Origin of the sequence: Streptomyces sp. NPDC020875, from assembly GCF_040641415.1 — a bacterium.
GTDB lineage: Bacteria > Actinomycetota > Actinomycetes > Streptomycetales > Streptomycetaceae > Streptomyces.
Genome location: NZ_JBFADP010000065.1, coordinates 14,448 through 28,623 on the forward strand (window position 1 = coordinate 14,448; position 14,176 = coordinate 28,623).

Below are 14,176 nucleotides of genomic sequence, written 5' to 3' on the forward strand. Positions count from 1 at the left end.
TCCCCATCCGGAGTCGTGATGAGCCAGTCCTCCCCGGTGACCCGTACGCCCCTCGCCGAAGCAGACCTCGAAGCCTTCGCCGCGGAACTCGACGACATCCTTCGCCGCGCGTCGGAGGCCCTGGGTGATCCGGACATCCGCTACCTGAGATCCCTGGTGCGCGCACAGCGCGCGTTGGAGATCCTCGGTCGCTGCCTCCTGCAGTTCGGGCGGTCCCGGCTCACCGGAGCGACAGGGGCCGTCGCCCTGGCCGCCGCCAAGACGCTGGACAATCTCGAGATCGGGCACAACGTGCTGCACGGGCAGTACGACTGGGCCAAGGACCCGCACCTCAACTCGCGCTCCTTCGAGTGGGACGTCGCCGTGTCGGCTCGTCTGTGGCGCTATCAGCACAACTTCGTGCACCACACCTACACGAACGTCTACGGCCGGGACGAGAACCTCAGCACCGGCCCCCTCCGGGTCTCGACGCCGCAGCCCTGGCGTCGGCATCACGTACTGGGACCGCTGCTTCTGCTCATCATGGCCCCGCTGTCCGAGTGGGTCCTCGCCCTCCAGGCAGCGGCCGAATCCTGCCGGGGGAACGCCCCGGAGGATCTTCGAGCCACGCGGGAAGACGTGATCAGGGAGGCCGTGCGCAAAGCTGCCCGCCAGGCGGCCAAGGACTTGGTGCTGTTCCCGCTTCTCTCGGGTCGCCGAGCCCGGCGAACGTTGCTCGCGAACACCACCGCGCTCCTCCTGCGCAACGTCTGGATCTTCGTCGTCGCCCTCATCAGCCACTACCCCGAAGGGCTGACGGTGTACGACGAGGAAGTCCTCGAGAACGAGACACGAGGCCAGTGGTACGCGCGACAGGTGAGCGGTACTGCCAATATCTCCGGCGGGCGCCTGTTCCACATCCTCTCCGGTCACCACACCCAGCACATCGAGCATCACCTGTTCCCGAGCCTCCCTGCCTCCCGCTACCGGGAGGTGGCTTCACAGGTGCGCGAGGTGTGCGAACGGCACGGCGTCCCGTACGCGACCGCGTCCCTTCCCTCTCAACTGGCTTCCGCTCTGCGGCACCTCTTCGCCCTTTCCCTCCCCCCGAACCGCAACCTGCAGAGAAAGTAGAACTTCGTGGCTGCTGATCTGGAGTTCTCGGATCTCGAAGAACTGATCAAGCTCGCGGGCGGCCGGAACTCCCCCTTCTTCCCGCTGATCCAGGCGACCTCGGGCCAGCAGGTCCGTATGGACGGAACCGACGTCGTCACCTTCGGCTCCTGCGACTACCTGGGGCTGTCGCAGGACCCACGGGTCAAAGAGCGCGCCGTGGCCGCCATCGGCGCTTTCGGGACCAACACATACGGTGCCCAGGCCCTGTGCGGGCGCACCGTACTGCACGACGCGGTGGAAAGGCACCTGGCACGGATCCACCGCAAGGAACGTGCGTTGCTCTTCCCGTCCGGAATGACGGCCAACATCGCCGTCATCACCGCACTCGCCGGACCGGGCGATACCGTGATCAACGATCGCTCGAACCACGTCTCCCTCCTCATGGGAAGCCGCCTGTCCGGCGCCGAGGTGCGGACCTTCCTGCACAACGACATGGAGCGGCTCGAAAGGCTCCTCGTCGCCTGCCGGAACAGTCGTCGTCGCATCATCGCCGTCGACGGGCTCTTCTCCGCCGACGGGGACTTCGCCCCGCTGGACCGGATCGTGGAACTGGCGGACGAACACGACGCACTGGTCGTCGTCGATGAGGCTCATTCCTTCGGCGTAGTGGGTCCTCGGGGACTGGGCGTCGCCGATCACTTCGGTGTGCTCGACCGCGTGGATGTGGTGGTGGGAACGATGAGCAAGGCCGTCGGCAGCGTCGGCGGCTTCGTGGTGTCGGACGCGGGTGTTCACGATGCTCTGCGCGGACTGGCACCGTTCTACAGCAACTCGCGGGGAGCACCGCCCGCGGTGGTGGGTGCGACGCTCGCCTCTCTGGAACTGATCGAGACCGAGGGCGAAGGGCTGCGCGCACGCCTGAACGAGAACGTGCGGCACATTACGAGGACACTCAGATCCCTGGGTTTCGACCTGCTCGACACTCGCAGCCACGTCGTTCCTCTCCTTGTCGGCGCCGAGGCGGAGACACTCTCCCTCGCCCGCCGGCTGAGGGATCACGGCGTCTTCCTCGCTCCCTTCATTCCCCCGGCGGTACCCAGGAATCGGTCCCGTCTGCGGATCGGTGTCACAGCCACCCACACTTCGAAGCAGTGTGAGCTGTTGTTCCGGGCCCTGGAACAGGTCGCCCCGCCCGCCAAGGCTTCGGCGAGGTCCGTGAGGATCGCGCAGCGCCCCGACGGAAGCGGCGGTCACGACCGCACGGTGATCACATCGGGTGAACCACTGAAGGCGTAGCGGTGCCCCGGCATCCCGCGCCATTCCCCTGAGCCGCGTCGAGTCAGGACGCATTCATAAAGGTGAGAAGCCATCAGCGAACAAAGCGAGCAAGGCGAAGCCATCGACATGCGGGGTGAGGATTCCGGCACGGATTCCCCCGTCGTCGCCAACGCGTACGAATCGTGCAATCCGGCCCTGCGAGTCCTGAGCGCCTTCGGCTGGGGAAGCGACATTCTGTGCATCGGCTACTGCACCATTCCCACCATGCCGATGCTGCTCCTGGGGCGGCCCGGCCTCCAGCAGCGACGGCTGGCACTCCGCTCCACCCGGCTGCTGCGGCTCCAACCCGGTGACCGCGTCCTGGACGCCGCCTGTGGCATGGGTTTCACCAGTGACCTGATGGGCCGCCGAGGGTGCGTCGTGACGGGAGTGGATCTGCTGCCGCAGCACATTCAGCGGGCTCGTGAGCAGTACGCGTCCAATGCCAACGTCCGTTTTCTCGCGGGGGATGTCACGAATCCGCGGGGACAGGAGGACTTCCTCCGCGCCCGCGACGCCTCGTTCGACAAGGTGCACTGCCTGGAGGCTGCCTTCCAGTTCGGGCCGCGGGGGCGCCGCGCGTTTCTCCAGGAGGCGTACCGCGTACTCGTTCCTGGTGGACGACTGGTTCTCGTCGACTTCGTGTGGCGCACCGAGACGCCGGGAGAGATCGATGCGGTGGACCCGGCGCGTCTCGTGAGGGACACCTGGAAGTTCGAGGAGTTCGAACCTGTGCACCGGTACCGGCGGCTTGCCCTGGAGATCGGATTCGTGCCGCGAGCGGCCCTTGACTGGACCGGGCCCGTGCTGGATCGGTCACTGCGCGGGTTGGCCGTCTTGGCCGGTTGCGCCCGGAGCCCTGTGGCTCGTGCGGCGCTGGCCCGGTTCAGGCCGTCCCTGCGCTCGGTCACGGCGACGCAATGGGAGCGGTTCGCGGCCGTCGCCGACGCCTATGCGGCCGTGCGTCGTGAGACGGGTTATGCCGCGATCATTCTCGACAAACCGATCCAGTGATGATGTAAAAGCCTCAGTGCCTCCTCCGGAGACATTCCGACCGCGCGCCGCCCGTGGCCGTTCGCGCAGTTCCCCGCGCCCCTAAATGCTCTTCCGAGCGCCGCTCCGAATGAGGTGCCGGGCCTTTCCAAGGCCGAGAGGAGGAGCAACCAGGGGCGCGGGGAACTGCGCGACAAGCCACCGGCGGGCCGCAGACCGCGAACTACATCCAGCCCCCGGCGCGGCCCGGGTCGTCAGGGGCGTGGGGAACTGCGCGACCCCCAGCGGCGGCGCCGCTTCGGCGGAGGCGGCGTCGAAGGCTCCAGCGCCGTCGTCTGGGTGCGGACCACCCCCACACTCGCGGCGATCACCAGCGCGATGGCCACCGCGTCGGTGAGGGAGAGCGCCTGGCTGAGGACGAGGAATCCGGCGAGGGACGCGATCGCCGGTTCCAGGGTCATCATCACGGCGAAGGTGGAGGCCGGGAGGCGGCGCAGGGCCAGGAGTTCGAGGGTGTACGGCAGTACGGACGACATCAGCGCCACGGCCAGGCCGAGGCCGATGATCGTGGGGTCGGCGATTCGTTCCCCGGATCCGGCGATGCCCAGCGGCAGGCTGAGCAGGGCGGCGACGCCGAAGGCCAGGGCGAGCCCGTCGGCCTGCGGGAAGCGGCGGCCGGTGCGGGCGCTGAAGACGATGTACGCGGCCCACATCGCCCCGGCACCGAGGGCGTACGCGGCGCCGACGGGGTCGAGCCCGCCGGACATGCCGCCGCCGTGGCCGCCGCCGGTGACCATGCCGCTCAGCAGGAACACCCCGACCAGGGCGACGGCGGCCCAGAGCAGGCTGACCAGCCGCCGGGAGACGAAGACGGAGAGGGCGAGGGGTCCGAGGACTTCCAGGGTGACGGCGGGGCCCAGCGGGATCCGGTCGACGGCCTGGTAGAAGAGGATGTTCATGCCGCCCATGGCGAGTCCGAAGGCGACCACGGTGCCCCAGTCGGCCCGGGAGTAGCCGCGCAGCCGGGGGCGGCAGACGGCCAGCATCACCAGGGCGGCGAGTACCAGTCGCAGGGTGACGACGCCGGTGGGGCCGACCTCGTCCATCAGCATCACGGCCACGGCCGCCCCGAACTGGACGGAGAGCGCGCCGCCGACGACGAGCCCGACGGGCCCCAGATTGCGGGCGGGCGGCCCGGCGGCCGTCGGCGCGGCCGTCGCCGTCGTCGTCGTAACGGCGGCGGTGTCCGCCCCTGCTCCCTCGTTCGCGACCCTGTCCACATTTCCACGCTAGTGGCCGACGCTCATCCGGTGAAATGCATAATGCGCTGCGATTATGCTCCGGACGCATGAGCATCGAGCTACGTCATCTCCGCTGCTTCCTGGCGATCGCGGAGGAGTCGAGCCTGACCAGGGCGGCGGCCCGGCTGGGGATCACCCAGCCCGCCGTCTCCCGGTCCCTGGCCACGCTGGAGCGGCAGCTCGGCGTCCGGCTGGTGGACCGTTCGACGCACCACGCGACGCTCACCCCGGAGGGCCGGGCCTTCCGGGAGCGGGCGGCGTCGGCGGTGTCCGCGTTCGACGACGCGGTCGACACGGCCCGGCGGCCGGTCCGGCCGCTGCGGCTCGGCCACGCCTGGTCGGCGCTGGGCCCGTACACCACCCGGCTGCTGCGGCGCTGGGAACGGGAGCAGCCCGACACTCCGCTGGAGCTGCTGCGGATCGACGACCGTACGGCGGGGCTGCTGCGGGGCGCGGTGGACGTGGCGGTGGTCCGGGGCCCGGTCGCCGAACCGGGTCTGGTGGTGACCCGGCTGTTCTCGGACCCCCGGGTCGCGGCGGTGACGGCGGACGGCCCGCTGGCGGCGCTGCCCCGGATCACCCCGGCGGATCTGGTGACGGCGCCCCTGCTGGTGAACACGGTCTCCGGTACGACGGCCCCCGATCTGTGGCCCGCCGACGCCCGGCCCGCCACGACGATCACGGTCACCAATACCGACGACTGGCTGGCGGCGATCGCGGCGGGCCGGGGCGCGGGGGTGTCGACGGCGTCCACGGCGGAGATCCATCCGCATCCGGACGTGGTCTACCGCCCGCTGCCCGGACTGCCCCCGGTCCCGGTCCATCTCACCCACCACGACCCGCCGTCCCATCCGGCGGTCCCGGCGCTGGTGGCGCTGGCGGTTGAGGTGACGGGCGGCGGCGGCGCGTAGCGGCGATCCGGGTGACGGCGTCACACCGGTGGCCCGTCCGTACTCTCCACGGGTGGTTCCGTGCCGTTCCCCCGACGTCCCGGCACACCCATGCCATGATCGTTTCCGGCAAAATGCCGAAAACCCGACCGACAGCTCCTGAACTGGGGGAATGACGATGTCCGAGCGCCAGAACGGCACCGTGAAGTGGTTCAACGACGAGAAGGGCTACGGGTTCATCACCCCCGAGTCCGGGCCGGACCTGTTCGTCCACTTCCGGGCGATCGAGGGGAACGGTTTCAAGTCCCTGGCGGAGTCCGACCGGGTCTCCTTCGAAGCCGTCCAGGGCCAGAAGGGAATGCAGGCGGACAAGGTCCGCAAGGAGGTGTAGCCCCGCCTCCCGCACCCCTCGGGGCCGGCCGCGAAAACCTCGCGCCCGGCCCCGTTCCCTTTTTGTCGCGGACGTGGTCCGCATTCGCGCGGAAGGCCGATCAACTCCGCACGCAGAGGCAACCACGGGCCTTTCCCGGCTTCTAGGCTTCCGCTTGAAAGATCGCGAACAAGTTTCGAGGACCAGCGCAGCCAAGGATTCGTTTCCCAAGTCGAAAGGCACCAAGGCAATGAAGACACTGACCAAGGCACTCGCCGGTTCCGTCGCCGCCGTCACCCTCTCGCTCGGACTCGCCGGGACGGCTTCGGCCACCCCGGCAGGCGAGCGGGCCCCTTCGGACAACTGGAATATCCAGGCCACCGGGGGCTACACCACCGGGACCGCCGTCTTCCACAACCGTTCCGTACAGTTCACCGGCGGCTATGTGAAGTCGAACACGACCGGATGTGTCCGGGTCCATCTGCATGTCCCCCAGACCGGCGACTACTACATCAACGACGCACGGACGGCCTGCGGTCGAGGACCTGACTCCGGCAAGAACTTCGGCTTCACCCTTCCCGCCGATTATCCGGGCGGCGCCAACCATGTCGTCGTGACCCTCCACCGCGTCAACGCGGACGATTCCACCGGGCCTCAGATAGGCAGCGAGACCGTCTACAAGCCCCAGCCGGTGCGCTGAACACTCACCCCCGGCGGGCCGCCCCTGTCAGGGGCGGCCCGCCGGGCCGTCCGCCGCCGTGTCCAAGCCCTCCGCCAGGATCTCCGCCAGGTGGCGGGGGCGGCGGGTTGTGAGGTGGGTGAGTTGGGTGCGGCAGGAGTAGCCGTCGGCGAGGAGCAGGGTGTCCGGTGGGGTCGCGCGGACCGATGGGAGGAGTTGGTCCTCCGCGCAGGTCACCGAGATGTCGTAGTGGCCCTTCTCGAAGCCAAAGTTGCCCGCCAGGCCGCAGCAGCCGCCGGAGAGGGTGCCGGTGAGTCCGGCGCGGGCGCGGAGGCGGGCGTCGGGGGCGGGGTCGAGGACCGCGTGGTGGTGGCAGTGGGTCTGGCCGGTGACCGGGCGGTCGAGGCGGGGCGGCTGCCAGTCGGGGGCGTACTCCTCCAGCGTGCCCGCGAAGGTGCGGACCGAGGCCGCGAGGCGGGCGGCGCGCGGGTCGTCGGGGAGGAGTTCCGGGAGGTCGGTACGGAGGGCCGCCGCGCAGCTCGGTTCCAGGACGACGACGGGGGTTCCGGCGGGCAGTGGGTCCAGGACGTCGAGGGTTCGGCGCAGGACGCTACGGGCGCGGGTGAGCTGGCCCGTACTGAGGTACGTGAGCCCGCAGCACACCCGGCCCGGGGGCAGTGAGAGCCCGAATCCGGCGGCCTCCAGGACGCGTACCGCCGCGCGGCCCACCTCCGGGGCCAGGTGTTCGGTGAAGGTGTCCGGCCACAGCAGCGCCGGCCGGTCGCCGGGGCCGCCGCCGAAGCCGGACTCCCGGCCGCGCGCCCATTGGGTGAAGGTCTCCGTCGCCAGCGCCGGAAGGGGGCGTTCCGGGGTGATTCCGGCGGTGTGCCGGGCGAGGGCCGCCAGGGGGCGGATTCGGGCCAGCGCGTTGAGCAGGGGCGCGGCCGGGGCGGCGGCCCGCAGCCAGCCGGGGAGGCGGCCGAGCGTGTAGTGGGAGCGGGGCCGGAGCCGTCCGGCGTAGTGGTGGTGGAGGAATTCCGCCTTGTACGTGGCCATGTCGACGCCGACCGGGCAGTCGCTACGGCAGCCCTTGCAGGAGAGGCACAGGTCGAGCGCGTCGGCGACTTCCCGGGACCGCCAGCCGTCGCGGATCACTTCGCCCGCGAGCATTTCGTGGAGCAGCCGGGCCCGGCCCCGGGTGGAGTGGGTCTCGTCGCCGGTGGCCCGGTAGGAGGGACACATGACGCCCTGGCCGGGTTCGGTGTCGCGGCATTTGGCGACGCCGACGCAGCGCCGGACGGCGGCCCGGAAGTCGCCGCCGTCGGCGGGGTAGCCGAAGGCGACGTCGACCGGCTCCCGGGGCAGTACGGCGAACCGGAGGTCCGTGTCGAGGGGCGCGGGCCGGACGAGGATGCCCGGGTTGAGGCCGCCGTCCGGGTCCCACAGGTCCTTGAACCGGGCGAAGAGGGCGACGAGTTCGGGGCCGTACATCCTGGGCAGCAGTTCGGCCCTGGCCCGGCCGTCGCCGTGCTCGCCGGAGAGCGATCCGCCGTACGCGACCACCAGGTCCGCCAGGTCGCCGGAGAACCGGCGGAACGCCCGTACCCCCGGTTCGGTGATCAGATCGAAGTCGATCCGGATGTGGACGCAGCCCTCGCCGAAGTGGCCGAAGGGCGCGCCTCGCAGCCCGTACGAGGTCAGCAGGGCCCGGAAGTCGCGGAGATAGCCGCCGAGCCGGGCGGGCGGTACGGCGCAGTCCTCCCAGCCCGGCCATGCCTCGCCGCCACCGGGGATCCGGGTCGCGGTCCCGGCGGCGTCCTCCCGGATCCGCCACAGGGCCCGCATGGCGGCCGGGTCGGTGACGACCAGCGCGTCGGCGGCCCCGGCCGCCCGGACCAGGGCGTCGGCGCGGGCGCGGGCCTCGGCGGGGCCGGTACCGCCGGTCTCGGCGAAGAGCCAGGCCCGGCCGCGCGGCAGCCCGCCACGGGTGTCCGGGGGTACGAGGTCGTCGGCCATGCCCTCGACGGTGAGCGGCCGGTGGGGCAGCAGGCCGGGCGCGGCGTCGGCGGCGGCCGACTCGTCGGGGTAGCCGAGTACGGCCAGGGCACGGGCCGGGGGCGGCGCGACCAGCCGTACCTCGGCTTCCGTGATCACGCCGAGGGTGCCTTCGGAGCCGCAGAAGGCGCGGGCGAGATCGGCGCCGTTCTCGGGGAGCAGCGCGTCGAGGGCGTAGCCGGAGATCCGGCGCGGCAGATCCCGGGGGTAGCCGGTTCTGAGCGGGGCGAGATGGGCGTCGACGAGGGCGCGGACGGCGGCGAGCGGCGATCCGGGGGTGTCGGGCGGCCAGCCTTTGTCGAGCCGGAGGGGGGTGCCGTCGTAGCGGAGGACGGAGAGGGCGCGGACGTTGTCGGCGGTGGTGCCCCAGGCCACCGAGTGCGCCCCGCAGGCGTTGTTGCCGATCATTCCGCCGAGGGTGCAGCGGGCGTGGGTGGACGGGTCGGGGCCGAAGGTGAGGCCGTGGGGGCGGGCGGCGGCGCGGAGGGTGTCGAGTACGGTGCCGGGCTGGACGACGGCGGTACGGGTCACCGGGTCCAGCTCGCGGACCTGGTTCATCCGGCGGGTGAAGTCGAGGACGACACCGGTTCCGGTGGCCTGACCGGCGACGGACGTACCGGCGCCCCGGGGGACGACGGGCACGCCATGAGCGCGGCAGATCTCCAGGGCCGCAGCGACGTCGTCGGCGTGCCGGGGGGTGACGGTCCCGAGGGGGACCCGGCGGTAGTTGGAGGCGTCCATGGTGGTGAGGGCGCGGGCGGTGGCGGAGAAGTCGACGGCGTCGGGCGGGAGGGCGGCGCGGAGGGCCGCGTACAGCTCCGTACCGTCCTGATCGCCGCCGGGGTCGCCGGGGTCGCCGGGAGGAGCGCCACGGCCCTCGCCGCGACCGCCGCGACCGGACCCGGACCCGCCGCCTCTTTCCGCCCGCGCCCGGCGGCGCCGGTCCGCGCGCTCCCCCGCTCGTACGGGGCGCCGCGCACCCCGGTCCGCGTCCGTGCGCCCCTCGTTCCCCGTACGCTCCTCGCCGTCCCCCGCCGTACGTCGATCGTCAGCCATGTGTCTCAGCATGCCCCCGTCACAGGGGTACGTCGCACATGTCACACCGGCCGAAAACCCGGCGGAAACGCCGGTACCACGGCCATTAGGGCCCTTGGACTCTTGGCAAACCCTTGACGGAGAGCCCAAAGTGATCGCCAACTCTCCTATAGTGACCACCACTTGATCAGGAACCCACGGCTCCAGTTCTGCCCCCGCCACCCCTCGGAAGGCACACTCGATGACCGGCACCGAACACCGCCGATGACGCGCGCCACGCGGACGGTCCGGCCCCAGTCGCCGGAGACCGCCACGGAAGCGGCTTCGGAGACGGCAGCGGCCGAGGCCGACGCCGACGCCGCCACGGACTCCGCCGCCGAGGCCGGGGAGAAGACCACGGCGGACACCCTGCGGGCCGCCGAGAACGCGCTGAAGATCGTCGTCGTGGGCGGCTTCGGCGTGGGCAAGACGACGATGGTGCGTTCCGTGAGCGAGATCCGCCCGCTGCACACGGAGGAGACCATGAGCCCAGCCGGGCTCACCCTCGACGACCCCAGCCGGATCTCGTCCCGCAAGAGCGCCACGACCGTCGCCTTCGACTTCGGCCGGATCACCATCGACGAACGCGCGGTGCTCTATCTCTTCGGCGCCCCGGGCCAGGAACGGTTCTGGTTCCTGTGGGAGCGGATGCTCTCCGGGACCATCGGCGCGGTCGTCCTGGTCGACACCCGGCGGCTGCCGGAAGCCTGGTACGCGCTGGACCGGCTGGAGCACCACGGGGTGCCGTACATCGTGGCCGTCAACGACTTCGGCGGCCCGTTCTACACCGACGCCCAGATCCGGCACGCGCTGGCGCTGGACGCCGACGTGCCGATGGTGGAGTTCGACGCCCGGGACCACTCGTCCAGCAAGTTCGTGCTGATCGCCCTGGTGGAGCACCTCTACGACCTCTCCCTGCACCGGCAGGGCTGAGCCGGGCCCGCCCCGGCGGCCCGCGACCGGCGGCGCCCGGAACCCGGGACGGCCGTCTCAAGCGCCGGACCGGAGCACGGCGTCCCCGCGACACCCGATACGCTCCGATACGTGGCTGAGATCCAGATTCCCGCTGACATCAAGCCCGCCGACGGCCGTTTCGGCGCGGGCCCGTCCAAGGTGCGTACGGAGGCGGTCACCGCCCTCGCCGCCACCGGCACGTCGCTGCTCGGTACCTCCCACCGCCAGGCCCCGGTGAAAAACCTGGTCGGCGAGGTACGTCAGGGCGTAAGCGACCTCTTCTCGCTCCCCGAGGGCTATGAGGTGATCCTGGGCAACGGCGGCTCCACCGCCTTCTGGGACATCGCGACCCACGGACTGATCGAGAACAAGTCCCAGCACCTGTCGTTCGGCGAGTTCTCCTCCAAGTTCGCCAAGGCGGCCAAGCTCGCGCCGTGGCTGGCGGAGCCGACGATCGTCGCCTCCGACCCGGGCACCCACCCGGAGCCGGTCGCCGAGGCCGGTGCCGATGTCTACGCCCTGACGCACAACGAGACCTCCACCGGTGTCGCCGCCCCGATCCGCCGGGTCGCGGGCGCCGACGAGGGCGCGCTGGTCCTGGTGGACGCCACCTCCGGCGCGGGCGGCCTCCCGGTCGACATCACCGAGTCCGACGTCTACTACTTCGCCCCGCAGAAGTCCTTCGCCGCCGACGGCGGCCTGTGGATCGCGGTCTTCTCCCCGGCGGCGCTGGAGCGCGCGGCCCGGGTGCACGCCTCGGGGCGGCACGTCCCGGAGTTCTTCAGCCTGCCGACCGCGATCGACAACTCGGTGAAGAACCAGACGTACAACACCCCCGCCCTCTCCACCCTCTTCCTCCTCAACGAGCAGCTGAAGTGGCTCAACGGGCAGGGCGGGCTGGACTTCGCGACCGGCAGGACCGCCGCTTCGGCGCGGGCGCTGTACGGCTGGGCGGAGGCGTCCAAGTACGCCGAGCCGTTCGTGGCGGACCCGGCGCAGCGCTCCCAGGTGATCGGCACCATCGACTTCGCGGACGAGATCGACGCCGCCGCGGTCGCCAAGGCGCTGCGGGCCAACGGGATCGTGGACACCGAGCCGTACCGGAAGCTGGGGCGCAACCAGCTGCGGGTGGCGATGTTCCCGGCGATCGACCCGGCGGACGTCCAGGCGCTGACGGCCTGTGTGGACTATGTGATCGAGCAGCTCTGACCCTTCGGGGGACGGCTCGGAACGGCGCGGGCCCGGCGGGAGATCTCTCCCTCCGGGCCCTTCGCCGTACTCCGGCCGCCCCGTCGTACGAGTCCGTACGTCACCTGCTGAGGCGCTGGAAGCGGCGGACCGCCAGCGGCAGGAAGACCGCCGTCAGGACGATCGGCCAGACCACCGCCATCAGCAGCGCGTTCTCCTGGATCCAGCTCCCGTCGCTCGCGACCGGGTTGCCGAAGAGTTCCCGGGTCGCCCCGGCCGTGGAGGAGATCGGGTTCCAGGCCGCTACGGTGCCCAGCCAGCCCGGCATCGACGAGGTGGGGACGAAGATGCTGGAGACCATCGTCAGCGGGAACGCCACCGCGAAGAGTCCGCCCGCCGCCTCCTGGTTGGGGACGATCAGCCCCAGCCAGACGCCGACCCAGATCAGGGCGAACCGCAGCAGCACCAGCAGGCCGAAGGCGCCCGCCGAGGCGAGGAAGCCGCCGTCCGAACGCCAGCCGATGGCCAGTGCCGTCAGGGCCAGGATCAGCAGTTCGGCCAGCGCGACGATGATGTCCGTGACACCCCGCCCGGAGACCACCGCCGACGGCGCCATCGGCATCGAGCGGAACCGGTCGATCACCCCGTGCTGGGCGTCGGCGACCACGTTCATCGCGGTGTTCATGAAGCCGAAGGCCATCGTCATCACGAACATGCCCGGCATCAGATAGTCGCGGTAGTCGCCGCCGGGGGACTTCATCGCCCCGCCGAAGACATAGGCGTAGAGCAGTACGGAGAGGATCGGGAAGCCGAGCTGCCAGACGATGTTCACCGGCTGGCGCTGGTAGTGGACGAGACCCCGGCGGACCAGGTTCCAGCAGTCCACGACGGCCCAGTAGACGACCCGCTCCCGGCCGTCGCCGTGCACGGTCAGATCGACTCCGCCGCCCGCCGGGGCGGGGGCGGTCGGCGCGGCGCCGGACGCGGCGCCCGCGGTCTTCACTGCGGTGCCGCTCATGCCGCCACCTCTGCCTTCCGGTCGTCGTGCTGATCATCCTGGTGAGCGCCGTCGGTGCCGGTCGCGGTGTCGGTGCGGTGGCCGGTCAGCCGGAGGAACACATCGTCGAGACTGGGCCTGCGCAGTCCGATGTCCTCGACGGTGACGCCCTGGTCCTGAAGGGTGCGGGCGACCTCGGTGAGGGCCGCCACCCGGTCGCTGACGGCCCCGTGGACCCGCAGTTCGTCGTCGGCCGCCTCCGGGGCGCCGGAGGAGACCCGGGCCACGGCCTGGACGGCGGCGTGCAGATCGGCCCGGTCGGCGACGACGACCTCGATCCGGTCGCCGCCGACGGTGTTCTTCAGCCCGTCGGGGGTGTCGTCGGCGATCGCCTTGCCGCCGTCGATGACCGTGATCCGGGCCGCCAGCTTGTCGGCCTCCTCCAGATACTGAGTGGTCAGCAGAACCGTGGTGCCCTGGGCGACCAGGGCGCGGACCGCCTCCCACACCTCGCCCCGGCTGCGCGGGTCGAGTCCGGTGGTGGGCTCGTCGAGGAAGAGGACCTCGGGCCGCAGGATCATCGACGCCGCCAGGTCGAGCCTGCGGCGCATGCCGCCGCTGTACTCCCCCGCGCCCTTGTCGGCCGCGTCCGCGAGATCGAACTGCTCCAGCAGCTCGGTCGCCCGCAGGGCCGCCCGCCGGCCGCCGAGATGGAAGAGCCGGCCGAACATCTCCAGATTCTGGCGGCCGGTCATGATCTCGTCCACGGCCGCGTACTGGCCGGTCAGCCCGATCCGGCGGCGCACCCCGCGCGGATCGCGGACCACGTCGATCCCGGCGACCTCGGCCCGCCCCGAGTCGAACTTCAGCAGGGTCGCCAGGACCCGGACCGCCGTGGTCTTCCCGGCGCCGTTGGGGCCGAGCACCCCGTGGACCGTGCCCCGGCGGACCCGTAGATCCAGCCCGTCGAGCGCCCGCTTCTCGCCGTACTTCTTATGGATGGACTCGGCCCGGACCGCGTACTCGCCGGACCTCTCCCGCTCACCGCTCACGCTCTCTCACTTCTCCTCCGTCGGCGCGGTCGCGACCGTCACGGGGCCGGGCCCCGCCCTGCCGGAGCGGGCCTCACGACCCCGCCCCTCACAACCGCGTACAGTGTACCCGTATCAAGGTACAGCGTACCCAGTTTTATTTCCGAGGGGTTCCGGATGCCCCCCGTCGCCCCGTTCCGGACGGATCGGGACGGTCCGGCAGCCAACGCAC

At 71.2% G+C, this 14,176-nt stretch carries 12 protein-coding genes; 8 read left to right on the forward strand and 4 right to left on the reverse strand.

Annotation, left to right across the window (positions count from 1 at the left end; all coding sequences use genetic code 11):
• Positions 1–18 precede the first annotated feature (18 nt).
• The 3 genes from AB0G74_RS29400 (at position 19) to AB0G74_RS29410 (ending at position 3,426) form a co-directional block, all read left to right on the forward strand.
• A complete protein-coding gene (locus tag AB0G74_RS29400) occupies positions 19–1,113 on the forward strand; it encodes an acyl-CoA desaturase (RefSeq protein ID WP_361152250.1) in 1,095 nt (364 codons plus the stop codon).
• Positions 1,114–1,119: 6 nt separating this feature from the next.
• Entirely contained in the window at positions 1,120–2,391 is a 1,272-nt protein-coding gene (locus AB0G74_RS29405; RefSeq protein ID WP_361152253.1) for an aminotransferase class I/II-fold pyridoxal phosphate-dependent enzyme, read from the forward strand.
• 108 nt (positions 2,392–2,499) lie between these two features.
• Positions 2,500–3,426: a class I SAM-dependent methyltransferase gene (locus tag AB0G74_RS29410; RefSeq protein WP_361152256.1), complete on the forward strand. Its 927-nt coding sequence runs from the start codon at positions 2,500–2,502 to the stop codon at positions 3,424–3,426.
• Between the two features lie 233 nt (positions 3,427–3,659).
• Here the strand turns inward: AB0G74_RS29410 and AB0G74_RS29415 are convergent, their stop codons facing one another.
• A complete protein-coding gene (locus AB0G74_RS29415) occupies positions 3,660–4,583 on the reverse strand; it encodes an EamA family transporter (RefSeq protein WP_361152326.1) in 924 nt (307 codons plus the stop codon).
• Between the two features lie 170 nt (positions 4,584–4,753).
• Here AB0G74_RS29415 and AB0G74_RS29420 point away from each other — a divergent pair, with 170 nt between their 5' ends.
• From AB0G74_RS29420 to AB0G74_RS29430, 3 genes are all read left to right on the forward strand, one after another.
• Positions 4,754–5,617: a LysR substrate-binding domain-containing protein gene (locus tag AB0G74_RS29420; RefSeq protein WP_361152259.1), complete on the forward strand. Its 864-nt coding sequence runs from the start codon at positions 4,754–4,756 to the stop codon at positions 5,615–5,617.
• 157 nt (positions 5,618–5,774) lie between these two features.
• Complete coding sequence (locus tag AB0G74_RS29425) at positions 5,775–5,987, forward strand: cold-shock protein (protein WP_358829150.1); 213 nt, start codon at positions 5,775–5,777, stop codon at positions 5,985–5,987.
• A 229-nt stretch (positions 5,988–6,216) separates the two neighbouring features.
• The gene (locus AB0G74_RS29430) at positions 6,217–6,666 is read left to right on the forward strand and encodes a hypothetical protein (protein ID WP_361152262.1); all 450 of its coding nucleotides are present in this window, start codon (positions 6,217–6,219) and stop codon (positions 6,664–6,666) included.
• A 27-nt stretch (positions 6,667–6,693) separates the two neighbouring features.
• On the opposite strand, the gene AB0G74_RS29435 is transcribed toward AB0G74_RS29430, so the two are convergent.
• Positions 6,694–9,756: an FAD-binding and (Fe-S)-binding domain-containing protein gene (locus AB0G74_RS29435; protein WP_361152265.1), complete on the reverse strand. Its 3,063-nt coding sequence runs from the start codon at positions 9,754–9,756 to the stop codon at positions 6,694–6,696.
• A 243-nt stretch (positions 9,757–9,999) separates the two neighbouring features.
• On the opposite strand from AB0G74_RS29435, the gene AB0G74_RS29440 reads away from it, so the two are divergent.
• Positions 10,000–10,707, forward strand: a complete 708-nt coding sequence (locus tag AB0G74_RS29440) for an ATP/GTP-binding protein (RefSeq protein ID WP_361152268.1) — start codon at positions 10,000–10,002, stop codon at positions 10,705–10,707.
• Between the two features lie 111 nt (positions 10,708–10,818).
• On the forward strand, positions 10,819–11,937 hold the full coding sequence (gene serC / locus AB0G74_RS29445) for a phosphoserine transaminase (protein WP_361152271.1): 1,119 nt from the start codon (positions 10,819–10,821) through the stop codon (positions 11,935–11,937).
• A gap of 100 nt (positions 11,938–12,037) precedes the next feature.
• Here serC and AB0G74_RS29450 read toward each other — a convergent pair whose 3' ends face one another.
• Together AB0G74_RS29450 and AB0G74_RS29455 are read right to left on the reverse strand one after the other, a co-directional pair.
• Complete coding sequence (locus AB0G74_RS29450; protein ID WP_361152274.1) at positions 12,038–12,934, reverse strand: ABC transporter permease; 897 nt, start codon at positions 12,932–12,934, stop codon at positions 12,038–12,040.
• Positions 12,931–13,965, reverse strand: a complete 1,035-nt coding sequence (locus tag AB0G74_RS29455) for an ATP-binding cassette domain-containing protein (RefSeq protein WP_361152277.1) — start codon at positions 13,963–13,965, stop codon at positions 12,931–12,933. Before AB0G74_RS29455 ends, AB0G74_RS29450 begins: the two co-directional genes overlap by 4 nt.
• Positions 13,966–14,176 lie beyond the last annotated feature (211 nt).